Origin of the sequence: Bradyrhizobium sp. Leaf396 (assembly GCF_001424605.1) — a bacterium.
Taxonomy (GTDB): Bacteria; Pseudomonadota; Alphaproteobacteria; order Rhizobiales; family Xanthobacteraceae; genus Bradyrhizobium; species Bradyrhizobium japonicum_C.
This window is the reverse complement of record NZ_LMQJ01000012.1, coordinates 293,183-319,484: the sequence shown is the minus strand read 5'-3', so window position 1 is coordinate 319,484 and position 26,302 is coordinate 293,183. Positions and strand designations below refer to the sequence as shown.

The window sequence follows — 26,302 nt, the reverse complement described above, 5'->3', positions numbered from 1 at the left end:
ATCACTCTAAGGTGCAGGTTCGGCGAGCATGTGCGCTTGACCTCAATGCCCTGCGTTGAAAATACAGGGCATGACCGACACCGCTGACACGCGTTCGCACATGCCGCTGGGTCTGGCCCAGCGCGGCTACACCGGCGTCATCCAGCACCTTTCCGCCAAGGAGGCGGGCTCGGCGCTCTCGGACGTCGAGCTCGAAAGCCGCCTGATCGAGCTCGGCTTCGTCGAAGGCGCCCGCGTCGAGGTCCTGCATGAGGGGCTGGTCGGGCGCGATCCAATCGCCGTGCGGGTCGACAACATCACGATCGCGGTCCGCCGTCGCGAAGCCATGGCCATCATCGTCGCCTAGATTGCGACGGGACGCCGTATCCCGGGCCCTTGATCACATGGAATTACCCTTGCTGCATCTTGCCCTGGTGGGCACGCCGAACAGCGGCAAGACCTCGCTGTTCAACGCCCTGACAGGCAGCCGGCAGAAGGTCGCGAACTATCCCGGCGTCACCGTCGAGCGCAAGGAAGGCTTCTTCGTCACCCCGCTCGGCCGCCAGGTCTCGTTGGTCGACCTGCCCGGCACCTATTCGCTGCGCGGCCGCAGCCCCGACGAGGAGATCACCCGCGACTTCGTGCTCGGCAAGGCCTCCGGCGAGACCATGCCGGATCTCGTGCTGTGCGTCGCCGACAGCACCAATCTGCGGCTGACGATCCGCCTGCTGCTCGAGCTCAAGCGCACGGGACGGCCGATGATCCTCGTGCTCAACATGTTCGACATCGCGAGCCGCCGCGGCATCACCGTCGACGTCGAGCGGCTCGCCAAGGAGCTCGGCGTGCCCGTGGTCACCTCGATCGCGGTGCGCAAGGGCGGCACGGCCGACCTGCTCAAGCTGACCGACGAGACCGCGGCCAAGCTCGCCGCTGAGCCTCGGGAGAGCAGCTGGCGCGCGCTCAGCGTCTCCGAATTGCGCGCGACGCAGCGCGAGGCCGACCGCATCATCGCCGACTGCGTCAGCCTACCGGCCAGCCCCGACACCTGGACCGCGCGGATTGACGCGATCGTGCTACATCCGGTCGGCGGCCTGATCGTGCTCGCACTGATCCTGTTCGTGATGTTCCAGGCGGTGTTCGCCTGGGCCCAGCCGCTGATGGAGCTGCTCAACTCCGGGTTCGAAGCGCTGGGCGAGCTCGTCCAGGCCACCCTGCCCGCCGGCCTGCTGCAGAGCTTCCTTCAGAACGGCGTGATCTCGGGCGTCGGCAGCGTGATCGTGTTCCTGCCGCAGATCATCATCATCTTCCTGTTCATCCTGCTGCTGGAAGATTTCGGCTACATGGCGCGCGCCGCGTTCCTGATGGACCGCATCATGGGCGGCGCAGGGCTGCACGGCCGCGCCTTCATTCCGCTGCTGTCGAGCTTTGCTTGCGCCATTCCCGGCATCATGGCAACGCGCGTGATCGACAACAAGCGCGACCGCCTGACCACGATCCTGATCGCGCCGCTGATGACCTGCTCGGCGCGAATTCCCGTCTACACGCTGATCATCTCCGCCTTCATTCCGGCCAGGGACGTCTGGGGCTTCATCAACCTGCAAGGCCTCGTGATGTTCGGCCTCTATGCGGCCGGCATCATCAGCGCCCTCGTCGTCTCCTTCCTGATCAAGTTCTTCATGCTGCGCGACTACGCGCCGGCACCCTTCATGCTGGAGCTGCCGGACTACAAGATGCCGCGGCTGAAATCGATCGCGATCGGCATCTACACCCGGGCCAAGATGTTCCTGGTGCGCGCCGGCACCACGATCTTCTCGATGATGGTGCTGATCTGGTTCCTGGCCTCGTTCCCGCAGCCCCCGGCCGGCAGTACCGAGCCCGCCATCGACTTCAGCTTAGCTGCGATGATCGGCAAGGCTCTCGAGCCGCTGCTCGCACCCGTCGGCTTCAACTGGCAGATCGCGGTCGCACTGATCCCCGGCATGGCGGCCCGCGAGGTCGCTGTCGCAGCCCTCGGCACCGTCTATGCGATCGAGGGCGGCAAGGAGGCGGCCGACCAGATCGGCCACGTGCTGGCGACGAAATGGTCGCTCGCGACGGCGCTGTCGATGCTGGCCTGGTACATCTTCGCCCCGCAATGCGCTTCCACGCTGGCCGTGATCCGGCGCGAGACCGGAAGCTGGACCTGGATGGGCGTGACCTTCACCTACATGCTGGTGCTGGCCTATGCGGCGAGCCTCGTCACCTACAACGTCGCGGTCGCGCTTGGCGCGGGTTAGCCCCGTCCAAAGCCAAACTGCGAAAACAACCCCATGCACAGTAGACGGGGCCGCGAAATCAATGACTTGCGTGCGGGCAAGCATGCGTGCGGCCACGAGTTGACCTGTCGGGCAAAACAGGGGCAGGATGTCACGATCAGCCCGCATCGATTGCAGCATGAACGACGACACGCCACGGAAACGGCGATCCGTCGCCATCAACCATTTCGCCACCAGCCGACTGACGGCTGAGCAGCTGCGCGAAGATCACCTAGCCGACCTCGTCGCGTTGCACCGCGATGCCGAGGTCTCCCGCTATCTCGGCGGCGTGCGGACGCCCGAGGTCACGAAGGCCTATCTCGCGGCCAACATGGCCCACTGGAACCAGCACGGCTTCGGACTCTGGACGCTCCGGACGAAAGACGGGGCGTTCGCCGGACGGGCCGGTATCAGGCACATCGTCATGGAGAACGTCGACGAGGTCGAGATCTTCTACGCGTTCAAGGGCGAATTCTGGGGCCGGGGATTCGCAAGCGAGATCGCGACCGCGCTGACGGGCATAGGGCTGTCACAACTCGCGTTGCCGTCCCTCATCGGAATCGTGAATGTCGGCAACGGCGCATCCCGCCGTGTGCTGGAGAAATCGAACTATCTGCTCGAGCGGATCACGAGCCATCACGGCGAGGAGGTCGCGATTTATCGCATCCCGCAGTGAATGCCGCGCAGGACGGACCGCAGGCGATCGCCTGTGTTCATTTTTTAACAGTCATATCCAGCTGTTGAGCAGCAACGACACGGCGCCCTCTCGCGCTCCAAGGGCGCTTCGGGTCGGGAACTCAAGCCCGGCTTGGGAGTTCCTTAGACCGCACCTTCTCAGCCAAATCCGGCTCGAGGCGTGCGCCCGGAGCGCATGGCGAGCTTTCGGAAGATTTCCGCGTAAGGGGGGTTCATGACCGGTCAATCAGCGGCTGCTCCAGGCAGCGACCTCAAGGATTTGCCGAGGGTTTCGACCGGCAGCGAAGGGCTGGACGACATCCTCGGGGGCGGTCTCGATGCCAACCGGATGTATCTCTACGAGGGGCGGCCGGGCACGGGCAAGACCACGATTGCCCTCCAGTTTCTTCTACGTGGGGTGCGCGACGGCGAACGCGTTCTCTACATCTCTCTCTCCGAGACCAAGAGCGAGCTCACTGTTGTGGCCGAGCGCCACGGATGGTCACTGGACGGTGTCGACATCTTCGAGCTCGTTCCGCCGGAAACAACGCTTGATCCCGAGCGGGAGCTCACGGTTTTTCATCCCGCCGAAATGGAGCTGAGTGAAACCACCGGTTTGATCTTCAAGGAAGTCGAACGGATCAATCCCTCCCGCGTGGTGCTCGACAGCCTGTCCGAACTTCGCCTGCTGGCGCAGAACCCGCTGCGATACAGGCGCCAGGTTCTGGCCCTCAAGCACTTCTTCACCAATCGTAACTGTACCATCGTGCTGCTCGACGATCTCTCGTCGTCTCAGGACGACTTGCAGCTGCATTCGATCGCGCACGGCGTCGTGATGCTCGAACAGCTTGCCATAGACTACGGTGCCGAGCGGCGACGGCTTCGCGTGATCAAGATGCGCGGCATCCGGTTTCGCGGCGGCTACCACGACTTTACCATCATGCAAGGGGGCCTGCGGATCTTCCCCCGGCTCGTGGCGGCCGAGCATCACAGGTCGTTCGAAGGTGACACGGTATCCAGCGGCAACGCCGAGCTCGATCGTCTCCTGGGCGGCGGGCTCGAGCGCGGCACCAACGCGCTTCTCCTCGGCTCTGCCGGCGTCGGCAAGTCGTCGGTTGCGCTGACCTACGCCATCGCGGCAGCGGCACGTGGCGAGCACGCGGTATTCTTCGCCTTCGATGAAGGGCGCGGAACGATTGAGGCACGGGCCCGGACGCTCGGCCTGCCTCTGGACAAGCATCTCGCCTCCGGGAAGATCCGGTTTCAGCAAATCGATCCCGCCGAATTGTCGCCCGGTGAGTTTGCGGCAGGCCTCCGCCGCAGCGTCGAGGTCGACAATGCACGCGTGATCATCATCGACAGCCTGAACGGCTATCTGAACGCGATGCCGGATGAACGCTTTCTCATTCTGCAGATGCATGAACTGCTCAGCTATCTGGCCCAGCAGGGCGTGTTCACAATCCTCATCCTTGCCCAGCATGGGCTTGTCGGTCCCATGGATACGCCAGTCGATCTCAGTTATCTGAGCGATGCAGTCGTCATGCTACGCTATTTCGAGTTCGCGGGAACGGTTCGGCGCGCCTTGTCGGTCGTCAAGAAGCGCAGCGGCAGCCATGAGCATGGCATCCGCGAATTCCGGCTCGGCAGCAGCGGGATCAAAGTTGGCCCGCCGCTTCACGAGTTCAGCGGCATCTTTTCCGGCAATCCGCGCTATACCGGCACGGTACTCCCGGAAGGGCCGGGCGAATGACCGCCGATCGCGATCACCGCGTTCTCGTATTCGCCCCGATCGGCCGCGACGGACCAGCCTCGGCCGAACTCTTGCGCAGCGCGAATCTCAACGCGATCAATTGCCGGGACTTGCCCGAGCTCGTCAGCGAAATGGCGGCAGGCGTCGGCACCGTGTTTCTGGCCGAGGAAGGATTGTTCGGCAAAGACACCGAACCGCTGGCGCAATGGATCGCCAGCCAGCCGCCGTGGTCCGATCTACCCTTCGTCGTTCTCACCAGCCACCGCGAGCAGCCGGCGGTCGTCGCCTGGCGGCGCAGCATCGTCGAACTTCTTCGCAACGTTTCATTGCTCGAACGTCCTGTTCAGCCGATCACGCTGACCAGCGCAATTCAATCAGCGACACGGGCACGCCGGCGCCAATATGAAATTCGTGCTCTTCTCGAAGCGCGCGAGCAGACCGCACAAGAGCTCGAGAAACTGGTTATCGAGCGGACGCGGGCACTGGAGGAAGCCAACGAGCAGCTGCGGCTGGAAATCAAGGAGCGCGCTCGGGTCGAGGAAACCCTTCGCCAGGCCCAGAAAATCGAAGCCATCGGCCAGCTCACCGGTGGCGTGGCGCATGACTTCAACAACCTCCTGATGGTGATCTCCGGCGGCCTCGACATGATCGACCGCCAGACGGATCCGAACCGGCGTCGCCGCCTGATGGACGGGATGATCCAGGCCGCGCAGCGCGGTGCCAGCCTGACCAAGCAGCTTCTGGCTTTTTCCCGGCGGCAGAAGCTTCGGCCGCAGCCCGTCGACGTCGCCGCGCAGATCGGCGGCATGCGCGAGCTGCTCGACCGCAGTCTGAGGGGCGACGTTCATGTCGAGTTCGACTTTCCGGAGCAGCTTTGGCCTGTGGAGGTCGACCCCGGCGAGCTCGAGCTGGTCGTTCTCAACCTGGCCGTCAATGCCCGCGACGCGATGCCCAATGGCGGCACGATCGTCGTGCGTGGGGAGAATCTGCCTGATCTGAACGAGGATCAGATCTCCGGCGACTACGTCCGGCTATCGGTGATCGACACCGGCGTCGGCATGCCTCCGGAGATTCTGTCGCGCGTGTTCGAACCGTTCTTCACGACCAAGGACGTGGGAAAGGGGTCGGGGCTCGGGCTCGCGCAGGTCCATGGATTTGCGAGGCAATCCAGGGGTACGGTCCGCATTCGGTCGGAGGTTGGCCGGGGCACGAGCATCGAGCTGTACCTGCCGCGATCGTTCGATGCTCCTTCCAGCGAGCGGCATCTCATCGATCTCACCAGGGTGCGGCCGAAAAAGAGCAATCAGGGGCAAGTCCTGCTGGTGGAGGACGATGATGAAGTTGCCGCACTCGTCAGCGAGATGCTCGGCCAGCTCGGTTACGAGGTCACGCGCGCCTCCAGCGCCGCGGCAGCGCTCGGTGCCCTGGCTGACGGGCGTCGCATCGATCTGATCTTCTCCGACATCATGATGCCGGGTGGCATGAACGGGGTCGAGCTTGCGCGCGAGATCAAGAACAGACGAAGTGACATCCCGATATTGCTGACCAGCGGATACGCCGAAGCCTCGGTCAGCGACGCGGAGAGCGCGGGTATCGAGATATTGCCCAAGCCCTATCACATCGACGAGCTCGCTGCAGCCTTGGCCGCCGCGAAGTCAAACCTTCGGCGCGATGCGGAATCCAAACGCTCGAGTTCCCGTTGAGAGCAGCCCAGGATTCGCCGCGCTCCATCCAGGCTACGCGTGATCTCTACCTGAAGTACCCCAGCACGAGATCGATATCCGAGCTGCGGGCCGCCGTGCCGTTCAGCTCGGCGTCGATGACGCGGCGGCAGGCGTCCACCGCGGCATGGTCGCCGAGGTCGTTGGCCGCTTCGAGCACGAGCCAGGCGGCGTCGACCGAGGACTTGTCCGGAGCCGCGCCGCCGAGATCGGCGTTCACGGCATTGCCGGGATTCTTCTTGCGAACGGCGGTGCCGAATTGAGGCAACATTGCAGACACTCCCTCTCCTCAGTGGACCTGTAGCTCGGGCTGACGGCCCGCATCGGCACCGGCGCCGGTCTTCCGCGACTGGTAGAACTTCAAGATGCTGCGCGAGGTCTCGATCTTGAGCCGGCCGAAATCGCGCTCGTTGTCCTGCAGGTCGCGCGCCGTGATCAGGTGATCCTTGGCGCCGAGAAACAGGAGCGACATCGTCGTGTCCCAGGAGAAATCGAGCGCCTTGCACAGGACCAGGATCATCTCGCGGTTGCGGTCCATCAGCGCACGCTCGATCACGTCCACAGGCAGCGAGGACAGCAGCGACAGGCCGATCTGCACTTCGTCGAAACGATGCTGGCGCGCATAGTTCGAGATGGAGTCCTGATTGAGGTTGCCCTGCCGGTACTGCGTCGTGACCACGCGCTTGGCGACGAAATAGCTGCGCGAGGACGGGCCGAACTTGGACTGAAGATCGCCGGTCACCTCGGTCACCGAGCTCTGGATCTGCGCCATCATTTCGGGCCGCTCGGTCTCGAGGCGGCGGCGGACGTCTTCCGACGCCTTCGAGATGAGCTGCTGGAAGATGTGGCGCGGCACGTCCTTGCGCAGGCCAAGCTGTTCGGCGAGAATCGAGTCGCCTTCGGCGCGGCGGACCATGTGCAACAGGCCTGATCCGGAGAAGCGCGCGCCCTCGTTCTTTGCAACGGATGTCACGACCTCCTGGTTGCCGCGCTTGACCAGCACGTCGGTCACGGCCTCGCCGATCGACTTGCGCTGGGAGATCGCGAGCAGATGCGACTGGCTCTTGGTCAGGGCACTCTCCACCAGCATCTTCTCGTCGATACGAGTAGAGTCGCGCAGCACCGGACCCGCCACCTCGATCTCGTCGTCGAGCGCGAGCTTCTCGATGACGTTGAGAGGCGCGTGATCGTAGGCCGACATCATCTCCGAAAGCTGCGCGCGCGCAGCAACCTCGATCTCGTCGGCGAGCCGGCCGATGACCTCGCCGAACGTGGAGATCTCGTCGTCGCTGTAGCGGCCGGTGATCAGGATATCGGTTGCGTGCCACAGCGCCTTGGCCCGGCTTTCGTCGGTCCCGCGCGCGATCGCGTCGTCCAGATCCTGCAGAAGCGATTTCGCCCCGTCCATCTCGATCACCCCAGTTCTTGGTCGCCTTTTGGCGAGCCGTCCCGCCGCTGGGGCGAGACGCCGAATTCCTCGGGGACGGACGCTAGAGGCGAAACGCGAGAATTCGGTAAAATCGGCAAATCAGTTTTGCCGGGCAAAATTCATTCAAATGCGGGAGAATGGGTCAATCGGTTGAAAAGGTGCCGCGCGGGAGGTGCGCTCCCTCGCCCGTTTGCGGGAGGACGGGAGAGGTGAGCGAGTCCGCAGCTCAATTCGCGCAAACCAACGGGCTTACGGATTCTGCGGCGTCAGCACCAGCGGCGGCTTCGGCCTGGGCTTTGCGGGCGCCGGCCCCGGGGCTGGCTTCACGTCGATCGGCGGCGGCAGCGGCGCAACATGCTGGCTCGCGAGCGGCGGGCTCGGCGCGGCGGGGGCCGCCTGCGGCGCTTTCGGCGTCGGTGCGGCCTTGGGTTCAGTCCTGGGCTTGGCCGGCGCCCGGCGCGGATCCTGGCCCGGGAGCGGCACGCTGGCGGGCGGCTGCTCTGGCGCAATTTCCGGAGAGACCAGCGTCGGCAGCGCCGCGGTGGCGGGCGGCGGCTCGCCGCGCTCGATGGCATCTAGCCGTCGCGTCTCGCGATCGATGGTGCGGACGGCAAGCCATGACGACAGCGGCGTGACGTCGATGGTGCGGCTCAACCTGTCGGGCGGCCCAGCCGCGAACAGCTGAATCTCCGGCGGCGCGCCGGAAAGCCCGGTCATGATCGGCGTCAGGCTGGCGCGGATGTCGGCCTGGTCGGCGGGAATGTCGTAGCCGCCGGAAATGATGGCCCGGGCGTTCTTGGCTTCGAGCGGCGTTGCGCCGACGCGCAGGCGGCCGTCGCGGATGGTGAACGGAATCTGCGCCGAGGGTACCGCGATGCGACCTGCCGACAGCACGGGCTCGACGAGCTGCCGCAATCGGTTGTCGTCGCTGACCTGACCGCCGTCGCTGGCGCGGATCGCGATCTCGAAGGCACGGGGATTGAGGCCCGCGATCTCGGCGGACTCGAGCGTCACCGTGCCGTTGCCGGCGAGCGCGCCGGCAAGCGCCGCGACGCTGCGGCCCTGGCTGGTCAGCGCCATCTGCACCGAAGCGCGTCCCTTCGGCAGCCCGAGGTCGCGATAGCGCAGCGCCGCCGCGTCAACATTGCCGAGCTCGATGCGTGCGTTCAGCGCAAGACCAGCCGCGCCATTGCGCGCGTCGAAGCTTGCGGACATCTCGCCGCCACCGACGCTGCCCTTGAGCGCATCCAGCGCGAGCGACTGGCCGTCGCTGCGGACCGTGCCGCCGAAAGGGCGCAGCTCGATGCCACCCGGCAAGGTCGCGCGCAACGCCTGGAAGGCGATGCGACCGCGCCAGTTGCTGACGAGCCCGGCACTGAGCGGCTCGCTGGAGTCATGTCCGGCCGCGCCGATGGCGATTGCGAACGCAGGCGCAAGATCGAGCGAATCGAGGCCAATCTCGCCCTCGAGGGTCCTGTCCTGATCGAGCGTCACTGAAACACGGCCGCGCAAATGCGAGCCCGCTGCGGTGCCGTCGAGATCATCGAGCGTCAGACGGTTTGCCGAGAGCGTGAGACGAGAGGACAGGCTGACATTCTGCACCGATCTGTCGCCCGGGCTAATGCCGAGCAGCGGCGCCAGATTGACGTTGCGCAGGCGCAGGTTCACGCTGCCTTTCGGTTCCGACAGATCGACGCTGCCTTGCGCATCGGCGTCCAGCCCGCCGCCGCTGAACTTTGCGTTCAACTGCACCGGACGGCGCCAGGCGCCGCTCAGCCGGCCCTCGATCTGCCCGGCGCCCTCGCCTGCCGCCACCATGCGATCGAGCCCGAGCAGCGCCAGCAGCGCACCGGCCTGCGGCGCCGACACTTTCGAGTCCAGCGTGAAGTCGCTGCTCCGCAGGCGGTCGAGGTCGACGCCGCCAATGGCGGCCGCCTGCGTCTGTGCGGTCAGCGTCGCACTGGCCTTGAGCTGAGGTGCGTCGAGATCGAGCACGGCGCGGACATTGCTGCGGTCCGCATGCTCGGCGCTGTTGTCGAGGCTGAGATCGAGCTTGAGACGGGTCGCGCCTGACGATGACGGGAGGGCATCGATGCGCGCGCGCAGCGCCGGCGCAAACGGCTCGGTCAGCGCGGTCAGCTCGCGCAGCGAACTGGCCGAGGATTTCAGCGCGAGCTTGCCGGTGACCTTGGTGCGGTCGAAGCTGCCGCTCGCCTCCGTGGTCACGCCGCTGGCCTGGCCGAAGCGCAACTGCTCCAGCGTCAGCGATGCGGGGCTGTAAGCGAGCTTGGCTGCGAACGGCCGCAGCTCCTGACCGGCGGAGATCGCGCGGCCGATATCGAGCGAGAGCTTCGCCTCTTCCGGCCACTCGCCTTGCGGCCCCGCCAGCGCGCGCACGAAGCTTGCGGCGGCATCGAGGTCGAGACGGTCGGCCTTCAGGTCCGCATCGATCCGCGAGCCCCGGCTCGCGCCGGTCTGCACGAAGACGATACGTCCCTCCACGGCGCCGCCGTCGATATCGGCCTTCAGCCTGTCGATGGCGAGATGATTGGCGGCGATCGTGACGTCGCCCGCGAGCCGCAGCGGCCGGCTGCTGCGGCGATTGATTTCGCTGCGGCCCTGGAGCCAGGCCACCAGCGCGTCGGGGTCTGAGGACTCCACGCTGAGCCGGCCGCTGAAGCTGTCGGCGCCGGGAGCTGCGCCATTGAGCGAGAGCTGCGTCATCCCGGGCGCGCGCAGTTCGAGCCGCCGGAAGGTCCAGGATCGTCCGTCGGTCGCAAGCTCGGCCGCGATGTTCTGAAGCGGACGGCCGCCAAGCATGATCTGGTCGGCATTGAACTCGATCTGAGCCGGGATCGGCGCCTGCGGGATCGCCGCCAGCCCTGCGCGCAGCGCCGGCATGACGCGCTGCGGATCGGCATCGGTCCTGCCGGTCAGCTTGTCGGCATCGACCTGCCGCGCCGACAGCACCGTTCGCAGCAGCGGCGAGGCGCCGAACCTGAGATCGCCGACGCCCCCAAATTTCAGCGCCGCGTCCTCGGTGCCGAAGCTCGCATCGATCTGGTCGAATTTGGCGCCGGCCGGATCGGCTTTGAGCCTGGTCGCGAGCTTCCAGGGCGTCGGCCCCGCCTCGCCGGGCTTCTTGGTCTCCGGCACGGCGAGCGTCAGCGCGCCGTCGAATTTCGGCTGCCGGTTGTCGAAGGCGAGCACCCCTTCGAGGTCGGCGAGAATGGCACGCTCGCCGGGATCGATGTTGAGATGCAGACGCGTGGCCTTGCCGTCGGCGCTGGGACCGGAGGAGATGCGAAACGGGTAGCGCACCCCATCGGCGCTGAAGCTGCCGTCGCCCCGCACCGAGCCCGCGAGCGAGCGCACGTCGCCGGAGAAGGCGATGTCGTTCAATTCCAGCGTCGAGCGACTGGCGGCATCGTGCAGGGCGATGCGGCCGGTGAGATGGAGCCGCTCGATGGCGAGCGAGGCCAGATTGAAGGTGCCGCTCGCGGTGGAAGGCAAGTCGACCCGCCCGCGCGCGTCCAAGCCGAGATCGACCGCCATGCCGCCCACCGAAAGCTCGGTGGCGCGCCATTCCCCGCGCATCAGCGAGCCCAGGCTGAACTCGACGTCAAGCTTGTCGGCGCGCAGGCGCCCGAGATCGTTGTTGCCGCCGAAGGTGACGCCGCGCAGCCGCAGGGTCGGCGCCGGCAACAGCCGTGCGTCGAGTTCGCCCGCGACCCGCACCGGCACGCCGATGATCTTGGCAGCCTCCGCCTCGAACTGGGGCCTGAACTGGTTCCAGTCGATGTAGTAAGGCCCGATCAGCGCGGCCAGCAGCGCAATGATGAAGGCAATCGCCAATCCGAGCAGCGTCGTCTGCACGGGTCTCCCCTCGGCCAAACCGGCATCCGGACCAAACCCTGGCCGCAGCGGACTTCAGGCGTGCCGGAACAGCCCTTATATAGAGGGAAGTGTGGCGAAGTCACAGCGACTGTTGCGCGCGGCGGTTAACGGGACGACCCTCATGGTGAGGCGCTGCGCCCGCGATGTCGGCTCCTACCGGCCAGCGCCTACCAGCTCGCGGGCAGCCGCTTCAGGCCGCGCAGCACGAAGGTCGGCCGCCATTCCGGGTTTTCGACATCGTCGATGCGCAGATCCGGCAGCCGCCGCAGCAGCGTGGCGATGGCGATTTCGGCCTCGATGCGCGCCAATTGGGCGCCCAGGCAGAAATGGATGCCGCCGCCGAACGAGAGCGGCCTCACGTTCTGGCGGGTGACGTCCAGCCGGTCGGGCCGGTCAGGATAGACCGCGGGGTCGCGGTTGGCCGAGCCGAGCAGGCAGAGCACGGTCTCGCCCTTGGGTATCCTCACGCCGCCGAGGTCGTCGAAATCCTCCAGCGCGACGCGACCGGTCATCTGGACCGAGGAATCGTAGCGCAGGAATTCCTCGATCGCGCCCTCCATCAAGTCCGGCCGCGCCTTGAGCAGCGCAAGCTGATCCGGATTGCGGTGAAGCGCGAGCAGCCCGTTGCCGATCAGGTTGACCGTGGTCTCGTGGCCTGCGCCGAACAACAGGATGATGTTGGCGGTCAGCTCCTCGTTAGTGAGCTTGTTGCCGTCCTCCTCGGCCTGCACGAGCTGGGTGATGAGGTCGTCACCGGGATTCTTGCGGCGCAGCTCGAACAGCTGCTGGAAATACATCTGCGCCATCAGGTTGCCGGCGTTGCCTTGGCTGATCTCCTCCGGAGACAAGGGCACGGGATCAAGCAGCCGCCCGCCGTCGCGCGAGCTCTTGTAGAAGGTCTCGCGATGCTCCTCGGGAATGCCGAGCATGTCGCAGATGATGGTGACGGGCAGGCGGAAGGCGAAATCCTCGATCAGGTCCATATGGCCGCGGTCGATCACGGCGTCGATGGTCTGGTCGACGATCTGCTGGATCCGCGGCCGCATGTCCTCGACGCGGCGGGCGGTGAAGGCCTTGACCACGAGGCCGCGCAGGCGGGTATGGTCCGGCGGATCGGCTTGCAGCATCCAGTAGCTCATGCTGCGAAACACCGGCTCCTTCATGATCTCGGGGCCGTAGCGGCGCGTGGTGCGATCGACGAAATCCTTGCCGAAGCGCTTGTCGCGCAGCACGAGACTGACCTCGGCATGGCGGCTGGCGACGAACTGGCCGAACGGCGTCACGTGGATCGGATCGAGCGTGCGCAGCCGGTCGTAATGCGGGTAGGGATCGCGGATGAAATCCGGCGAGAGCGGGTTGAACAGCGGTCCGCCGGCCGGTTGCACTTGCTCGTTCATGGTGACCTCAGATCGGTTGCCGCATGACACGAAGACGCAAGGCTGCCCCATGCGCCCGGCGTAACCATCCCTGAAAATTATCAACTCGATACATTCTTGTATCGAGTTGCATTCTGCCCTAGCCTTGCGCGATGTCAAGGGTGAGGACGAGACCGACCAGGGACGACACGCGCGACAAACTGTTCGAGGCGGCCGCCCGCGTGTTCGAGGCGGACGGCATCGGCGGCGCCAGCATCGAGGCGATCGCGGCGGCGGCGGGCTTCACCCGGGGCGCGTTCTATTCGAATTTTGGCAGCAAGGACGAATTGATCATCGCCATGCTGGAGGACCATGTCGAGCAATCGATCCGGCGCAACATGGACATCCTCGCCCAGCACGACAATCTCGACGATTTCATCGCGGCGCTGAAGACGATGGACCGGAGCCGGCAGGATCCGCTCGGCCGCTCGCCCCTCCTCCACATGGAGATGATCCTGTTCGTCGCGCGCGCCGAGAAGCGCCGGCCCGAACTGGCAAAACGCCTGCGGGCGCGGCGCAAGCTGGTCGCCGACATCATTGAGGCGACATTGAAGAGCAATGGCAGGAACAGCTCGGTAAACCCGCCCTGGATGGCCTCGATCGTGCTCGCGCTGGAAGACGGATTTCGCCTGCACCGGCTGATCGACCCGGAAACGACCCCGGCCGACAGTTTCCTGCGCGCCATCACGGATCTCAGGCGCAGGACGGGATTGGCCTCGGACTAGACGGCAAGCTTTCCGGCGATCCCACCGGCAAGGCCGTGAAAATCCTCAGATGCGGCCGGCCGGCTGCTACTTCTTCTTTGCAGGTCCGAAATCCGGCTGCCAGGCGGCTTCCTTGCGGGACGGTGCCGCAGCGATGACCTTGGCCTTGTCCTTCTTCGGCTTCTTGGCTTCGCGGTTGCCGCGTTGCTGGCCCTTTGCCATGTCGCTCTCCCTTGCTGGTTTGAGTTCGTCGAATTCATTCGGCTGCAGGACACGGCCACGCGGGGTGCAGACCCTGACGTCCATGTAGCCCTCGCGCAGCAGTTTTTCCGCGAGACGTAGCGCGACGGTCGCAGTTCCACGGCCGAGATTGGAGCTGCCGTATTCGTTGGTTCCGCTCACCAGATACGGCACGCGTATCGTCCTAGCCATTGAAGACCGCAGCGGCGCAGACGAGAAGCAGAAGAAACAGCGGAACGATCACCGGCGGCACGATCCATTCCGAGATGCGTACACGCGACATCGAATGCTCCTGCGAAGCCTTCGGCGGGAGCACACGTGACCCTCAGTCACCGGTCGATGCCGTTGAGAAGCGCGGTGATGCCGACGACCCTACGCCCGGGCCGAACCAATAGCGAGCGTTAAATGGGTCGCGGGCTGCCGCCGCGCCGTGACATTACCGCGCCGGTGCGGAGACGATAGTGCTGGCTATTGCCGTGCCAAAGGCGCGTGCTCGCAGGCAGCCGGCACCGGTTGGGGCTTCACTTGCGAAAGGCAGGCGTGCATGACCATCCGCTCGCGGCGAGAGACCGTGATCTTCAGACATCCGTTTCAGATCCGCGGCATCGAGCGCATCTTGCCGGCGGGCGCCTATGAGGTCGTCACGGACGAGGAGACAATCGACGGCTTGACCTTCGCCGCCTATCGCCGGATTGCCACGATGATCACCGTGCCCGCCGAGGGTGCGCGCGGTGCGATGGAGCGACTGTCGATCGGCTCTGTCGATCTTGCGAATGCGCAAGCTGCAGACGCGAGCATGACCCATGAGTGATCAGCCGGTCGATCTCGATAGGCACCGTGGCATGGCCGCGCAAAAGGCAACCGACCTGCGCCGCGCGCTGGCCGAGGTCGAGGCCCATGTCAGAGAGCTGCGCGAGCGCGAGGCCGATCTCGAACACCGCATGATGACGGTGCCCGCGGCGTCATGGCCGGAGGCTGCGGTGAAGGCGCGCCATCTGCTCAACCTCTATGCTGCGAGCCTGCCCGCCGAGGACACGCGCCACCGCGCGCTTGTGTCGGCGCTGTTCGACGATTTCGCCCGGCTGGCCGGCGAGGGCTGAGCCGAGCGACGTCGCTCGCATTCTCTATGCGCATTCTGAATGCGGGCCGGGAAGCGAAGAGGCACTTACGCAACGGAGTGAGCCATGACGCTGACGAGCGGCCGCTTTATTGGCCACGAATACGACCGGATGATCGTCCGGTTCTCGATGCATGACGGCGCACGGGAGATCCCTTGCGCGATCTCGACGTCCGCGATGGACAATCTCGAGCGAGGCCCCCAGGTCAAGCCCGAACAGCGGGAAGCCCAATTCACCCGTCTGCGGGCTCGCATCGAAGCATGCGCTGCGAACAAGTATCGCGCCACGGAGTTCGAAGGCACGCCGCCGGGCATCGTGCTTCGAGGCATCGATTTCAAGCCATAACTCCATAAGGAGACGAAGACGGCTTCTACTCCGACTTTGATTTGATCTCCGGCAAGGGCGGCTTGCGCTCGAAAGGCTTCTTCTTCGGCGGTGCAGGCAGCAACCCTTCCCTGATCGCCTGCTTTCGGGCGAGCTTGCGGGCACGGCGAATGGCCTCGGATTTCTCGCGGGTCTTGCGCTCGGACGGCTTTTCGTAGGACCGGCGCTGCTTCATTTCCCGGAAGACGCCCTCGCGCTGCATCTTCTTCTTGAGAACGCGAAGTGCCTGCTCAACATTGTTGTCTCTGACGAGTACGTGCATTGATCCTCCTGGCGCGCGGGCTGCGAAAGCGACACGTCCTGCAGGGCAGCCAATTGCGCAGGAGCTTCATTCTCGATTCTTGGGGATAGTAGCGGCGACATTCGTCGCGGCTTCCGATGAGCCGATCTGCCTGTTGCGGGGAGCAGCTTGGTAGCATGGACGTGACCACCGTCGTGCATCGCTGTCAATCGATAACGTCCGGGTGGCAGGTCGATGGAGGCACGCAAAGCGCCTTGATCGGAGCAGACGAACCTGCCCTGCCGTAAACAAACCGGCTTCGCTCCTTGCAAATCCGCGAAACTCATATATATTGAGCTTCGTTCGATTAGCCGCTGTGCCTTGTTGAATGCGCCCGCGGGCTCCTTTTCCAAAGACATCGACGAAGTTGAAGATAAACGCGTGATTGTCACGCGGGATGCGCTTGCGCGCTTTGGAGAAGAAAATGACGACTGGTACAGTCAAGTGGTTCAATGGCCAAAAGGGCTTCGGTTTCATCCAGCCAAACGACGGCGGCAACGATGTGTTCGTTCACATCAGCGCCGTTGAAAGGGCTGGGCTTGCCGGGCTCGGAGAGGGCCAACAGGTCACTTTCGAGATCAAGACCGACAAGATGCGCGGCAAATCCAGCGCCGAGAACCTCTCGCTGGCTTGAGATCGTGGCGCCGTTTCACGGATGTACTGAAACGGCCGCTCCGCCCGCTCAATTCTAGGGATTGAGCGGGTTTAGTCGTTTGCGGAGCCGAGTGAACGATGAGCACCAAGAAATCGGCAGAGCCGTCACCCACAAGCATCGCGCGTTCCGATCGCAAGCGCCTGGCCGCTGAAGAAGGCGCGCGGGCGTTGGCTGACGTCGAGAGGCAAGGCATCGAGGTTCGCAAGAACATGGCGCGGCTTCGCGAGGCGCGCCAGGCGAAGGAATCGGCCGATGAAGCTCTTCGGCTGGCGTTGCCGCCGCCGACGCCCAAGAAGCGCTTGAGGAAGCCGGCGCGATAGTCGCCTTCAGCGTCGCCGGCGAAGATCTGAAATGCCGATCACATGCCGGAGAGCAGATCGTGCCTAGACTCAAGCCAGACCACGGAACCATCACCTTCTTTCTCGCCTCCGGCGCAAATCGCCAGATGTGCCGGCTTGCCACGACGTTCAACACACAGAAGCAGGCCTTCAGCTATCTGCAGAAGCACCGAACGGAGTTCGAGCGCATGGCGCGGGCGCGAATGGCCTCAGGCGAGCTCGAAGACGGGATTGTCGTGCTTTCGATGCTCTAGCCGGAGCACGCAAGTGTGAGCACCTTGATCGATCTCAATTGACCAACCGAACTCTCTCGCGGACGAACGTCGCGCTCAAGACGGGACCACCAGCATCCCGAACATTGATGGCAACGCCATCGCTGCTGGCGAACGGCTCGAGCTGTTTGGCGATGTCGGCAAGGGACAGCGCCGCCTCGATCTCTGCGGCCCGCCGGCTGGCAAGATCGAGACCTTCCTCGTCTACGGCGAGCGCTTCACCATCCCAGATATCGAAGTAGAATTGCGACACTAGCTCGTCCTTTCGGACTGGCCTCGTCGTTCAGCCTCACGCGCCAGCCGTTCGGCCTTCAAGCGCTCTCGATTTGCCTGGAAAGCCTGTTCCGCCTTTTCGTAATCGGTGGCGGGCTTCGCTGCGGCCTGCCTGAAGACATTGTTCGCCTCGATCGCTGCACGCGATTGGGAATGCCGTTTCATTGCTTGTTCTCCATGTCTTTGGTGATTCGAAGTCCCCGATGTCGGCGGCTTCTTCGAGCTCGGCCTATTCCCGGACCCGCTTGTTGCGCTTCGACCGATCAATTCGTACCCGGCCGAACTCCTTGGGTCCATCGAGCAGATCCCGCTTGCGGACCGCCCTACCCTCCACCGTCGTGGTCGTGTCTCCCATGCCGTCGATCGCATCGGCGGCCATTTTGCGGGCGCGCTGCTTCTGGCGATCCGGCTCGGCGTGGAACGCCAGCCCCAGCTCCACCAGGCGGCTTATTGCCTCCGACAGGCCGGGCTTGTCGTTCTGACGAGCCACCCAGGCCGTGATGGCCCTAAGCTGCGCTTGCGAAGGTCGAAAGCCTGCCGCGCGGACGGTGGCGCTGCTTTCCGGTCTTTTCATCGAGCCCACGCAAATTGCAAACAGGGCATGGCGCGGTGCCCCTCCGGCGGAAGTCGAAGACCAAATCGCCGGATACCGATGCGTTCCAATCTGCGGGGAATATCGCCCAAAGGCAGCTACGCCGTCCGCTTCACCGCCTCGTGTCCGACTGCCGCGACATCGAGCCGTCCCAGCATCGTCCTCGCCTGCTCCGCGCAGTGCTCGATCAGCCAACGTTCGAAGGCGACCGGAGGCAGCGCCGGTGCATAGAGGAAGCCCTGGACGATGTCGCAGCCGAGCTCGGCCAGCGTCTTGCGCTGTCCCTCGGTCTCGACGCCCTCGGCGACCACGGTCATGCCGAGGCCCTGCCCGACGCGGACCACGGCGGTGGCGATCGCAAGCGCGCCCGCATCCGTCTCGATGTCGCGCATGAAGCTGCGGTCGATCTTGAGTTCGCGGATCGGCAGATGCGCGAGCCGGCTCAGGCTGGAATAGCCGGTGCCGAAGTCGTCGACCGAGAGGCCGACGCCGAGCTCGCGGATCGCGTTCATCGTCTCCAGCGCTGCGGCGCCGTCCTGCATGAACGCGCCTTCGGTGATCTCCAGCACCAGCGCGTCCGGCGGCAGATCGTATTCGGCGAGGATGTCCTTGAGCCGCGCAGCCAGCGTGACGTTGCGGAAATTGATCGGCGACAGGTTCACCGAGACACAGGGAATGTTGAGGCCGGCGCGACGCCAGCTCGCCATCTGCCGACAGGCTTCGCGCACCGACCACATGCCGATCTGCTCGATCAGCCCGCATTCCTCCGCGAGCGCGATGAATTTTGCGGGGGAGACGTCGCCGAGCACGGCATCACGCCAGCGCGCCAGTGCCTCGACGCCGTGGATGGCGCCGTCGCAACTGCGGATCTGCGGCTGGTAGCTGAGGCTCAGCGCGCCCTCCGCAGTGGCGCGGCGCAGCGCCGCGATCAGCGCCAACCGCTGCTCGGCCAGCCCGTTCATCTCGGCATTGAAGATGCGATGGGTCGAGCGGCCGGCCTGTTTGGCCATGTACATGGCAGCGTCGGCCTGTTGCATCAGCGTGTCGATATCGGTGGCGTGATCGGGGTAGAGGCTGATGCCGATACTGGCCGACATCGGCATCAGCTTCGATCCGAGACGCAGCGGCCGGGCCAGCGCTCGGGTGATTTCGGCAGCGACGCGCTCGGCGCTCGCGGCGTTGCGTTGCGGCAGCAGAATGACGAACTCGTCGCCGCCGAGCCGCCCCAGCATGTCGCCGGGGTCGATATGCTCGCGCAGGCGCTGCGCGAGCTGCACCAACAGCTCATCGCCGGCGGCGTGGCCGAGCGTGTCGTTGACGTCCTTGAAGTGATCGACGTCGAGGAAGGCCAGTGCGACATGGCCGCCGGTCGGACAGGCATCAATGGCCGTGGTGATCAGGTGCCGCAGCTGAGCGCGGTTCGGCAACCCGGTGAGGATGTCATGATAGGCCAGCCGCGCGATCTCGGCGCGGGCTTCCTTGCGCTCGATCGCGAAGGCGCCGAGATTGACGCAAGCCTCGACAATGCGCCGGTGCCAATTGCTCGGGGCACGTGACTCCCGATAGTAGAAGGCAAAGGTCGCAATGACGCGGCCGTCCTTGGCCTTGACCGGAGTCGACCAGCAGGCGCGCAGGCCGACCCCGAGCGGCATCGCCTTGAAAGGCTGCCAGCGCGGATCAGTGTCGAGATCGGTCGCCAGCACCGGCTCGCCATAGAAGGCGGCGGTGCCACAAGAGCCCACATTGGGACCGATGGCGAGGCCGTCCAGCGCGCGGGAATAATCCTCAGGCAGGCTGGGACCGCCGAGGGGATGGATCAGGCCGGCGGCATCGATGTGAAGCAGCGAGCAGACGACGTCGGGCGCGATCTCCTCGACGCGGCGGCACAGCCGGTCGGCGATCTCGCCGATCGGCACCTCGTCCGCGAGCGCGGTCATGATGAGCTGCTGAAGTGAGCGCAGCTGCTTGGTTTCTGTGATGTCTTGGAGCAGCGCGAAGATGTGCTTGACCCGGCCCTTCCCGTCGCGGAAGGCATCGATCCGGGCAGAGACCCAGATTTCCTCGCCGTCCCTGGCATAGGTGAGGATATCGGCTTCGCCGCCTGGACCGCCCTTGATGAGACGCCTTCCGATCGTCATCATGGCCTTCCGGTCGGTGTGGGGACCAGCCAGAAGATCGGTCACTCGCCGGCCTTCCGCCTCCGCGGCGGAGTAGCCGAACAACGATGTGAACGCCGCATTGGTGTAGCGGATGCCCAGCTCCGGGTCGGTGACGAGCACGGCGCGGTTGGTCTGGTCCGAGACGGCGTCGAGCAGCGCAATCCGCGCGCGCCGTTCGACCTCGGCGGTGACGTCGCGCGCGAACACGACGTGATGAACCCCTGTGCCGCTGTCGATGCAGGAAACCGAAATGGCCACCCGGATCCTGCTGCCGTCGCGCCGGGTGAGGCTGATCTCGTCGCGCAACTCCGCGACCGCATCCGCCTGCAGGCATCTGAGATCGAGAATTGCGGCGCCGAGACCGAGCGCCTCAGCGCGCGCGAGCTTCCAGATTCGCTCTGCGGCTGCGTTGAAATGCGTGATGCGGCGCGCGCCGTCGATGATGACGATGCCGTCGTCGGCGCGTTCGAGCGCCGCCCGCAGCACGTCCGGCGCTTCGGTCACAAGACAATCTGAGGCAGTCATCATCGGACCCAGAAGGCATCGGGAATAAATGGCATTCTCCCGACGCTAGCGCTCCGATGGTGTCCAAGACGTTTTTGCGATGCCGTGGCGGTCCCGGCAAGAGGCGGCATGCTTAACGTTCTCCCAAAAAGAAGAACGGTAATGCAGCGTTCGAGAACCTAAGTCCCGACACCGCCGCGGAGCTTGTGCAGCCGGCCGGCGACGGCGCGCACCTTGCGCGGTGCGGCCTGCCAGATCGCGAATGCCGACAGTCCGCTCATGGCGATGGCGATACCGAAGGCGAGCGTGTAATCGCCGGCGCGATCATGGAGGAGGCCGGTCACCCACGGTCCGGCCGCACCGCCGGCCAGCGCCGCCAGCATGATCGTGCCGAAGATGCTGCCCTGATGCTTGCCCTGGAATATCTCGAACACCACGGCGCCCATGATCGAGGTGAGGCCGTAGCCGAGCGCGCCCTGCACGAACACCATGACGTAAACGAGCCAGAGTGCTGGCAGGTACTTCAGCGCGATCAGCGCTGCGAAGCAGATGACGAAACCTGCGCAGCTGGTCGCCCAGACCCATTCGCGTCCGATGCGGTCCGAGACGTGGCCGAGCAGGATCTGGCCGGGAATGCCGAGCAGGCTGACAATGCCAAGTGCCCACACCGCAACGCCCGGGCTGAAGCCGATGTCGAGCAGGAATTTAGTCTGGTGCACCTGCACTGCGTACCAGATGTAGAGACCACAGAAATAGCCCAGAGCAATCCACCAGAACCGCGCGGTCGCGACGGCCCGCTTGAGCGTCCAATCGGTGCCGACCCAGGCGGGATCGACGATATTGGAGATCGGCTGGGCCGCGCCCGCCGCCGGAGCGGCATCGCCATCCGGCGAAAGACCGATGTCCTCCGGCCGCTTGTGCAGCAGCAAATTGATCGGCGCCAGCACGACCAGAATGAGCAGGCCCATCGCGGTGCAGGCGGTACGCCAACCGGTCTGCTCGATCATGTGCTGAACCCATGGCAGCAGCGTCACCGAGCCGATGCCGACGCCGGCGAAAGCGATCCCGATCGCGAAGCCGCGCTTGCGGATGAACCAGTTCGGCAGAAACAGCGACTGGCCGGAATAGCCCAGACAAACCGAGCCGGCCCCGACCATGACGCCGATGGTGACGTAGAGATGCCAAGGCGCGCTCGTCAGCGGAGCCAGCAGCAGCCCGCCGCCCATCAACACGACACCGAGCTCCATCACCGCGCGCGGACCGGCGCGATCCATCAGGCGGCCGATCAGCGGACTGACCACGCCCGAGACCACGAAGCCGAACGAGAAGGCGCCCGCGGTGACACCGCGCTCCCAGCCGAACTCGGAGATGATGGGCGGAAAGAACAGCGAAAAGGCCGTGCGCGCGTTGACGCCGATGGCCATGGTAACGAAGGTCACGGCCACCACGACCCAGCCGTAGAAGAACGGAAGCCGCATGATCAGATTGTTTCACCCCTAGACGGTTCTACCGAACATCCGGGGCCGTCCGGGTCAAGCGAATTCCGCGTGTGAGGTCTTCACGGAGGAATACCGGACATGACGCTGCGGACGCTTCAGCGTACCGGGGTCAACTCATACGTTGCCGTTTGGACAGCGTGCTCAGGCGGCGTCGAGGCGTGAGCGTTTGACCGGCGCGTCGATCGCGATCCGCTCGATGGGCTGCGGTCGGCCGAACAGATAGCCTTGCGCGAAATTGACGCCGAGCGCCTTCAGCCGCTCGAATTCCTCGCGGGTCTCCACGCCCTCGGCGGTGACGGACATGCCGAGCCCGCGCGCCAGCGTCACGATCGCGGAGATGATCGCGGAGCTGCGCGGTTGCTGCGTCAGATTGCGGATGAACGACTTGTCGATCTTGATCTTGGCGAACGGGAACGCGGTGAGATAGCTGAGGGACGAATAGCCGGTGCCGAAATCGTCGAGCGCGAGTTCGATGCCGATGCCCTTCAGCCGCTCCATGAAGGCATGGTTCTCGGCGCCGCGCTCCAGCAACACCGATTCAGTGATCTCGATCTCAAGCCGCTGCGGCGGCAGGCCGGAATCGGCGAGCGCCGCACAGATCATCCCGAACAGCTCGGCCTCCTTGAACTGGATCGGTGACAGGTTGACGGCGCCCCTGAGATCGGAGGGCCATCCGGCGGCATCTTCGCAGGCGCGCCGCAGCACGAACTCGCCGAGCGGCACGATCAACCCGGTCTCCTCCGCGAGCGCGATGAACTGGTCCGGCGGAATCAGTCCGCGCATCGGGTGCCGCCAGCGCACCAGCGCCTCGAAGCCGCGCCGGGCGCCGCTGAGCGCGTCGACGAACGGCTGGTAATGCACCTCAAGCTGGCACTGCGCGATGGCGTCGCGCAGATCCCCCTCCAGCGTGTTGCGAGCCTCCAGCTCGGCCGACATCGCCTCGTCGTAGATGGTGAAGCAGTTGCGGCCCGCCGATTTCGAACGATAGAGCGCGAGGTCTGCCTTCTTCAGGAGCTGCTCCTGGTCGCTGCCGTGATCCGGCGCGATCGCGATGCCGATACTGGTGCCGATCTCGACGCGATGCCCGGGCAGCAGGAACGGCTCGCTCACGAGCCTGGCGATCCGGGCCGCCAGCTCGGTCGAGCAGGTGCGCTGATCCTCGCCCGTTTCCTGAATGATGGCGAATTCGTCGCCGCCGAGCCGCGCCAGCACGTCTTTGGGACGCAGGGCGGATTTCAGCCGCTGCCCGACCTGGCGCAGCAGCGCATCACCGGCTGCGTGGCCGAGGGAGTCGTTGACGTTCTTGAAGCGGTCGAGGTCGAGCATCAGGATCGAGAAGGGCAGGCCCCTCACGCTCAGCTGCATGTTGATCTCCTCTAGCCGGGCGAGGAAAAAAGCGCGGTTCGGCAGCCCGGTGAGGATGTCGGTCTGGGCAAGCTCGAGCACGCGCCGGTTGGCAAGCGACAGCCGTCGCGAATTGCGGCTCGCGAGCATCAGATAGGTCGACAGCGACAGCGTCAGCAGCATGCCGACGATGAGGACGGCAACGGCGCGATCGTAACTGGTCGCCAGCGGACCGCCGGCGCTTGGAACCGCCCGCACCTGCCACTCGCTATCGCCGATACGGAGAGTGCCCGACCAGTGGCGGATCCGCGCGACGTCCGGCATCGACTGGGGCGCCGTGGCGTCCGACGAATAATCCGGCAGCGTTTGCTCCAGGCTCACGATCTGGGGCGTGAAGGGCGGATAAACGTTCATGCTGACGGCAGAGCTCGCTCCGGTGGTCGTGCGAATGGACTGGATCAGCAAAGGCAGGTCGAAGATGCCGACGACGAAGCCGGCGAGATTGCGGCGCCGGTCCGCGATCTCATCGCGCGACGTACCCTTGGCGTAGACTGGAATCGCGACGAGGACGTCGGGCAGCCGGCTCCCCTCCCGCGGCACGAACAGGCGCGTGCGCATGCCGGCGACGCGATCGTTGTCGCGCGCACGCTCCAGCACGGCCCGCCGTTCGGGAACGGTCGTGTAGTCCATGCCGTAGACCGGGGAGGTCTTCGGCTGCGTCGAGTAGAACACCGGAAAATATTCGTCGCTCTGCGGCGCGGTGGCGAAACTCTCGCCCTGGAGCGATCTGATGCGATAGCCGGACACGCCTTCCCTGATCGCTGCAGCCTCGTAATCTGCGCGCTCCTTGCGGCTGACGCGCGGCAACCAGGCAATGCGCAGCATGCCGGGATGGCGCTCGAACAGGCGCGCGCTGAAGGTCTCGAACTCGCTGCGAGTGACTTCGTCACTGGTCGATTCGAACAGCGTGCGCAGTGCGAGAAGCCTCGAGATGTACTCGTTCATGCCGTTCTGCATGACGATCGCTTGGGTCTCGGCCGCGTTGCCGAACTCGATCCTGTTGACGCGATCCTCCCATCGCGCCACGGCGGCAGCACCGGCAACCGAGAATAGCAGGCCGACGCCGATCGCAACGAGCGCGGGGCGATAGAGCCCGAGCAGCGGCGCGGCGCGCCACCATCCGCTCGAACGTCTCCGATCCTGATCATTCTGATCGCGATCGCCCATGTTGAAACCGCCGTCCCCTCTCTCGACGAACCGAACCTCTGGTTGAGGTGCCGGCCCCGCTATCGGAACAAGACCGCGGTTAAGAAAATGCACAATGTCGGAACCCGGCCGTTCCGCGGTGCACGAATTAGTTAATGAAGTGTGCAGACAACCCGCCAGAGTGGAAACAAATTGCCGGTTTAGCCCGGAGTAGTACGGACCTCCGACAGAGCGGCGCTTAGTGAGCGATTCAGGCTCGCAGGAATATGTTGCGGCAGGCATGTACCTCACATTCGGCAAAACCATACGATGCATCGATTCCGATCCGCGAGATCCGTCGTCCTGACAGTCGTGTTCCTGGCCGCGACCACGTTGGCCGCCAGCGGCGACGAGGCCGGCGTCAGCGAGGATGCGATCCTGTTCGGACAGGCCGCTGCGCTCGAGGGTCCCTCCTCGGCGCTCGGACAGCGCATGCGGCAAGGCATCGTCGCAGCGTTCACCGAAGTCAACGCCAAGGGTGGCGTCCACGGCCGCAAGCTCCAGCTCATCAGCCGCGACGACGGCTACGACCCTGATCGTTCTGTGGCGCAGACGCTGCGCCTGATCGAGGACGACAAGGTGTTCGCGCTGATCGGCGCGGTGGGCACGCCGACAGCGATGGCGACGATACCGATCACAAGTGCGAGGAACATTCCGTTCATCGGCCCCTTCAGCGGCGCCGAGTTCCTGCGCGACCTCGAGCTTCCCAACGTCGTCAACATCCGCGCGAGCTATGGCGCGGAGGCGGAGGCATGGATCAAGCACCTCACCGAGGATCGCCATTTCACCCGCATCGGCATCTTCTACCAGGACGATTCCTTCGGCCGCGACGGTCTCCTCGGCGTGAAGCGCGCGCTCGCGAAGCGCGGCCTCGAGCTCGCCGCCGAAGGCACTTTCGAACGCAACACCCGCGCGGTCAGCGGGGCCTGGCGGATGATCAAGCGTGCCGAACCGGAGGCCATCGTGATGGTCGGGACCTACGGGCCCTGCGCGGATTTCATCAAGCTCGCACACCGCAGCGGCTTCTATCCGACCTTCGTCAACATCTCCTTCGTCGGCGCCAATGCGCTCGCGACGGAGCTCGGCCCTGAGGGCGAAGGCGTCATCGTCTCGCAGGTCGTGCCGTCTCCCTGGGACCGTTCGCTCAAGCTGGTCGCCGACTACCAGGCGGCGCAGCGGGCGTTCGATCCGACGCTGACACCGGACTTCGTGTCCCTGGAAGGCTATCTCTCCGGCCGTCTCGTGGCCGCGGCGTTGGAGAAGGCCGGACCGCAACCGACGCGCGCAAGCCTGCTGCGCGCCATCAACGATGTCGGGCGCTTCGACATCAGCGGCAGCACCGTCACCGTGGGCATTCGCATGATCGATGCGCCGCCGAAGGTGTACTTGACGGTGATTCAGAAGGACGGGACGTTCAGGGCGGTGGATCGGCTGTAGGGCCGTTCACGGTCGCCGCCTGTCGCCTCGACGTGTCGAAACACCACCTGACCGTTTGTCGCGGCTATGAGCGTGATCCAGCGCACAGACTGCCTCAT

25 protein-coding genes are annotated in these 26,302 nt (G+C 65.1%); 13 read left to right on the top strand and 12 right to left on the bottom strand.

Annotated elements, in window-relative coordinates; genetic code table 11:
* Positions 1-70: 70 nt before the first annotated feature.
* From ASG57_RS14565 to ASG57_RS14545, 5 genes are all read left to right on the top strand, one after another.
* The gene (locus tag ASG57_RS14565) at positions 71-346 is read left to right on the top strand and encodes a FeoA family protein (RefSeq protein ID WP_024339608.1); all 276 of its coding nucleotides are present in this window, start codon (positions 71-73) and stop codon (positions 344-346) included.
* Positions 347-383: 37 nt separating this feature from the next.
* On the top strand, positions 384-2,255 hold the full coding sequence (gene feoB / locus ASG57_RS14560) for a ferrous iron transporter B (RefSeq protein ID WP_057196598.1): 1,872 nt from the start codon (positions 384-386) through the stop codon (positions 2,253-2,255).
* Positions 2,256-2,451: 196 nt separating this feature from the next.
* Positions 2,452-2,949, top strand: a complete 498-nt coding sequence (locus tag ASG57_RS14555) for a GNAT family N-acetyltransferase (RefSeq protein ID WP_024339606.1) — start codon at positions 2,452-2,454, stop codon at positions 2,947-2,949.
* A gap of 234 nt (positions 2,950-3,183) precedes the next feature.
* On the top strand, positions 3,184-4,698 hold the full coding sequence (locus ASG57_RS14550) for an ATPase domain-containing protein (protein ID WP_024339605.1): 1,515 nt from the start codon (positions 3,184-3,186) through the stop codon (positions 4,696-4,698).
* A complete protein-coding gene (locus tag ASG57_RS14545) occupies positions 4,695-6,401 on the top strand; it encodes an ATP-binding protein (protein WP_057196597.1) in 1,707 nt (568 codons plus the stop codon). The genes ASG57_RS14550 and ASG57_RS14545 overlap by 4 nt, the downstream gene beginning before the upstream one ends.
* Positions 6,402-6,447: 46 nt before the next feature.
* Here the strand turns inward: ASG57_RS14545 and ASG57_RS14540 are convergent, their stop codons facing one another.
* From ASG57_RS14540 to ASG57_RS14525, 4 genes are all read right to left on the bottom strand, one after another.
* Positions 6,448-6,690 carry a hypothetical protein gene (locus tag ASG57_RS14540; RefSeq protein WP_024339603.1) on the bottom strand — a complete coding sequence of 81 codons (243 nt, stop codon included), beginning with the start codon at positions 6,688-6,690 and terminating at the stop codon, positions 6,448-6,450.
* A gap of 18 nt (positions 6,691-6,708) precedes the next feature.
* A complete protein-coding gene (locus ASG57_RS14535) occupies positions 6,709-7,827 on the bottom strand; it encodes a DUF2336 domain-containing protein (protein WP_057196679.1) in 1,119 nt (372 codons plus the stop codon).
* A 270-nt stretch (positions 7,828-8,097) separates the two neighbouring features.
* Positions 8,098-11,724: an AsmA family protein gene (locus ASG57_RS14530; protein ID WP_057196596.1), complete on the bottom strand. Its 3,627-nt coding sequence runs from the start codon at positions 11,722-11,724 to the stop codon at positions 8,098-8,100.
* A 188-nt stretch (positions 11,725-11,912) separates the two neighbouring features.
* Positions 11,913-13,142, bottom strand: a complete 1,230-nt coding sequence (locus tag ASG57_RS14525) for a cytochrome P450 (protein WP_024339600.1) — start codon at positions 13,140-13,142, stop codon at positions 11,913-11,915.
* Positions 13,143-13,273: 131 nt separating this feature from the next.
* On the opposite strand from ASG57_RS14525, the gene ASG57_RS14520 reads away from it, so the two are divergent.
* Positions 13,274-13,885 (top strand): TetR/AcrR family transcriptional regulator, encoded by a 612-nt coding sequence (locus tag ASG57_RS14520; RefSeq protein ID WP_024339599.1) that lies wholly within the window; start codon positions 13,274-13,276, stop codon positions 13,883-13,885.
* 66 nt (positions 13,886-13,951) lie between these two features.
* On the opposite strand, the gene ASG57_RS38690 is transcribed toward ASG57_RS14520, so the two are convergent.
* Positions 13,952-14,278 carry a hypothetical protein gene (locus ASG57_RS38690; RefSeq protein WP_057196595.1) on the bottom strand — a complete coding sequence of 109 codons (327 nt, stop codon included), beginning with the start codon at positions 14,276-14,278 and terminating at the stop codon, positions 13,952-13,954.
* Positions 14,279-14,648: 370 nt separating this feature from the next.
* Between ASG57_RS38690 and ASG57_RS14510 the strand changes: the two genes are divergently transcribed.
* The 3 genes from ASG57_RS14510 (at position 14,649) to ASG57_RS14500 (ending at position 15,567) form a co-directional block, all read left to right on the top strand.
* Positions 14,649-14,915, top strand: a complete 267-nt coding sequence (locus ASG57_RS14510; RefSeq protein ID WP_024339598.1) for a hypothetical protein — start codon at positions 14,649-14,651, stop codon at positions 14,913-14,915.
* Complete coding sequence (locus ASG57_RS14505) at positions 14,908-15,204, top strand: hypothetical protein (protein WP_024339597.1); 297 nt, start codon at positions 14,908-14,910, stop codon at positions 15,202-15,204. The genes ASG57_RS14510 and ASG57_RS14505 overlap by 8 nt, the downstream gene beginning before the upstream one ends.
* Before the next feature lie 84 nt (positions 15,205-15,288).
* Positions 15,289-15,567: a DUF1488 family protein gene (locus tag ASG57_RS14500; RefSeq protein WP_024339596.1), complete on the top strand. Its 279-nt coding sequence runs from the start codon at positions 15,289-15,291 to the stop codon at positions 15,565-15,567.
* A gap of 25 nt (positions 15,568-15,592) precedes the next feature.
* On the opposite strand, the gene rpsU is transcribed toward ASG57_RS14500, so the two are convergent.
* Positions 15,593-15,868, bottom strand: coding sequence for a 30S ribosomal protein S21 (gene rpsU, locus ASG57_RS14495; protein WP_024339595.1), 276 nt, complete (start codon positions 15,866-15,868; stop codon positions 15,593-15,595).
* A gap of 442 nt (positions 15,869-16,310) precedes the next feature.
* Here rpsU and ASG57_RS14490 point away from each other — a divergent pair, with 442 nt between their 5' ends.
* From ASG57_RS14490 to ASG57_RS14480, 3 genes are all read left to right on the top strand, one after another.
* Entirely contained in the window at positions 16,311-16,520 is a 210-nt protein-coding gene (locus ASG57_RS14490) for a cold-shock protein (protein ID WP_024339594.1), read from the top strand.
* A 98-nt stretch (positions 16,521-16,618) separates the two neighbouring features.
* Positions 16,619-16,861, top strand: a complete 243-nt coding sequence (locus ASG57_RS14485) for a hypothetical protein (protein WP_024339593.1) — start codon at positions 16,619-16,621, stop codon at positions 16,859-16,861.
* Positions 16,862-16,920: 59 nt separating this feature from the next.
* Positions 16,921-17,133 carry a hypothetical protein gene (locus ASG57_RS14480; protein WP_024339592.1) on the top strand — a complete coding sequence of 71 codons (213 nt, stop codon included), beginning with the start codon at positions 16,921-16,923 and terminating at the stop codon, positions 17,131-17,133.
* Between the two features lie 34 nt (positions 17,134-17,167).
* Here the strand turns inward: ASG57_RS14480 and ASG57_RS14475 are convergent, their stop codons facing one another.
* The 6 genes from ASG57_RS14475 to ASG57_RS14450 form a co-directional block, all read right to left on the bottom strand.
* Positions 17,168-17,404, bottom strand: a complete 237-nt coding sequence (locus tag ASG57_RS14475; protein WP_057196594.1) for a DUF6894 family protein — start codon at positions 17,402-17,404, stop codon at positions 17,168-17,170.
* Positions 17,404-17,589 carry a hypothetical protein gene (locus tag ASG57_RS14470; RefSeq protein WP_024339590.1) on the bottom strand — a complete coding sequence of 62 codons (186 nt, stop codon included), beginning with the start codon at positions 17,587-17,589 and terminating at the stop codon, positions 17,404-17,406. Before ASG57_RS14470 ends, ASG57_RS14475 begins: the two co-directional genes overlap by 1 nt.
* Positions 17,590-17,653: 64 nt before the next feature.
* Positions 17,654-17,998, bottom strand: a complete 345-nt coding sequence (locus ASG57_RS14465; protein WP_057196593.1) for a hypothetical protein — start codon at positions 17,996-17,998, stop codon at positions 17,654-17,656.
* Between the two features lie 116 nt (positions 17,999-18,114).
* A complete protein-coding gene (locus ASG57_RS14460; protein WP_057196678.1) occupies positions 18,115-20,700 on the bottom strand; it encodes an EAL domain-containing protein in 2,586 nt (861 codons plus the stop codon).
* Between the two features lie 158 nt (positions 20,701-20,858).
* Complete coding sequence (locus ASG57_RS14455; protein WP_024339587.1) at positions 20,859-22,157, bottom strand: MFS transporter; 1,299 nt, start codon at positions 22,155-22,157, stop codon at positions 20,859-20,861.
* 162 nt (positions 22,158-22,319) lie between these two features.
* Positions 22,320-24,749 carry a bifunctional diguanylate cyclase/phosphodiesterase gene (locus tag ASG57_RS14450; protein WP_057196592.1) on the bottom strand — a complete coding sequence of 810 codons (2,430 nt, stop codon included), beginning with the start codon at positions 24,747-24,749 and terminating at the stop codon, positions 22,320-22,322.
* A 288-nt stretch (positions 24,750-25,037) separates the two neighbouring features.
* On the opposite strand from ASG57_RS14450, the gene ASG57_RS14445 reads away from it, so the two are divergent.
* Positions 25,038-26,204 carry an ABC transporter substrate-binding protein gene (locus tag ASG57_RS14445; RefSeq protein ID WP_024339585.1) on the top strand — a complete coding sequence of 389 codons (1,167 nt, stop codon included), beginning with the start codon at positions 25,038-25,040 and terminating at the stop codon, positions 26,202-26,204.
* Positions 26,205-26,302: the final 98 nt, after the last annotated feature.

Excerpts from the sequence above, each read along its gene's own strand:
- ASG57_RS14485 (WP_024339593.1), top strand. The coding sequence starts at position 16,619 with ATGAGCACCAAGAAATCGGCAGAGCCGTCACCCACAAGCATCGCGCGT.
- ASG57_RS14450 (WP_057196592.1), bottom strand. The coding sequence starts at position 24,749 with ATGGGCGATCGCGATCAGAATGATCAGGATCGGAGACGTTCGAGCGGA.
- ASG57_RS14465 (WP_057196593.1), bottom strand. The coding sequence starts at position 17,998 with ATGAAAAGACCGGAAAGCAGCGCCACCGTCCGCGCGGCAGGCTTTCGA.
- ASG57_RS14525 (WP_024339600.1), bottom strand. The coding sequence starts at position 13,142 with ATGAACGAGCAAGTGCAACCGGCCGGCGGACCGCTGTTCAACCCGCTC.
- ASG57_RS14445 (WP_024339585.1), top strand. The coding sequence starts at position 25,038 with ATGCATCGATTCCGATCCGCGAGATCCGTCGTCCTGACAGTCGTGTTC.
- ASG57_RS14550 (WP_024339605.1), top strand. The coding sequence starts at position 3,184 with ATGACCGGTCAATCAGCGGCTGCTCCAGGCAGCGACCTCAAGGATTTG.
- ASG57_RS14535 (WP_057196679.1), bottom strand. The coding sequence starts at position 7,827 with ATGGACGGGGCGAAATCGCTTCTGCAGGATCTGGACGACGCGATCGCG.
- ASG57_RS14505 (WP_024339597.1), top strand. The coding sequence starts at position 14,908 with ATGAGTGATCAGCCGGTCGATCTCGATAGGCACCGTGGCATGGCCGCG.
- ASG57_RS14455 (WP_024339587.1), bottom strand. The coding sequence starts at position 22,157 with ATGCGGCTTCCGTTCTTCTACGGCTGGGTCGTGGTGGCCGTGACCTTC.
- feoB (WP_057196598.1), top strand. The coding sequence starts at position 384 with ATGGAATTACCCTTGCTGCATCTTGCCCTGGTGGGCACGCCGAACAGC.
- ASG57_RS14540 (WP_024339603.1), bottom strand. The coding sequence starts at position 6,690 with ATGTTGCCTCAATTCGGCACCGCCGTTCGCAAGAAGAATCCCGGCAAT.
- ASG57_RS14460 (WP_057196678.1), bottom strand. The coding sequence starts at position 20,700 with ATGACTGCCTCAGATTGTCTTGTGACCGAAGCGCCGGACGTGCTGCGG.
- ASG57_RS14510 (WP_024339598.1), top strand. The coding sequence starts at position 14,649 with ATGACCATCCGCTCGCGGCGAGAGACCGTGATCTTCAGACATCCGTTT.
- ASG57_RS14500 (WP_024339596.1), top strand. The coding sequence starts at position 15,289 with ATGACGCTGACGAGCGGCCGCTTTATTGGCCACGAATACGACCGGATG.
- ASG57_RS14470 (WP_024339590.1), bottom strand. The coding sequence starts at position 17,589 with ATGAAACGGCATTCCCAATCGCGTGCAGCGATCGAGGCGAACAATGTC.
- ASG57_RS14545 (WP_057196597.1), top strand. The coding sequence starts at position 4,695 with ATGACCGCCGATCGCGATCACCGCGTTCTCGTATTCGCCCCGATCGGC.
- rpsU (WP_024339595.1), bottom strand. The coding sequence starts at position 15,868 with ATGCACGTACTCGTCAGAGACAACAATGTTGAGCAGGCACTTCGCGTT.
- ASG57_RS14565 (WP_024339608.1), top strand. The coding sequence starts at position 71 with ATGACCGACACCGCTGACACGCGTTCGCACATGCCGCTGGGTCTGGCC.
- ASG57_RS14490 (WP_024339594.1), top strand. The coding sequence starts at position 16,311 with ATGACGACTGGTACAGTCAAGTGGTTCAATGGCCAAAAGGGCTTCGGT.
- ASG57_RS14520 (WP_024339599.1), top strand. The coding sequence starts at position 13,274 with ATGTCAAGGGTGAGGACGAGACCGACCAGGGACGACACGCGCGACAAA.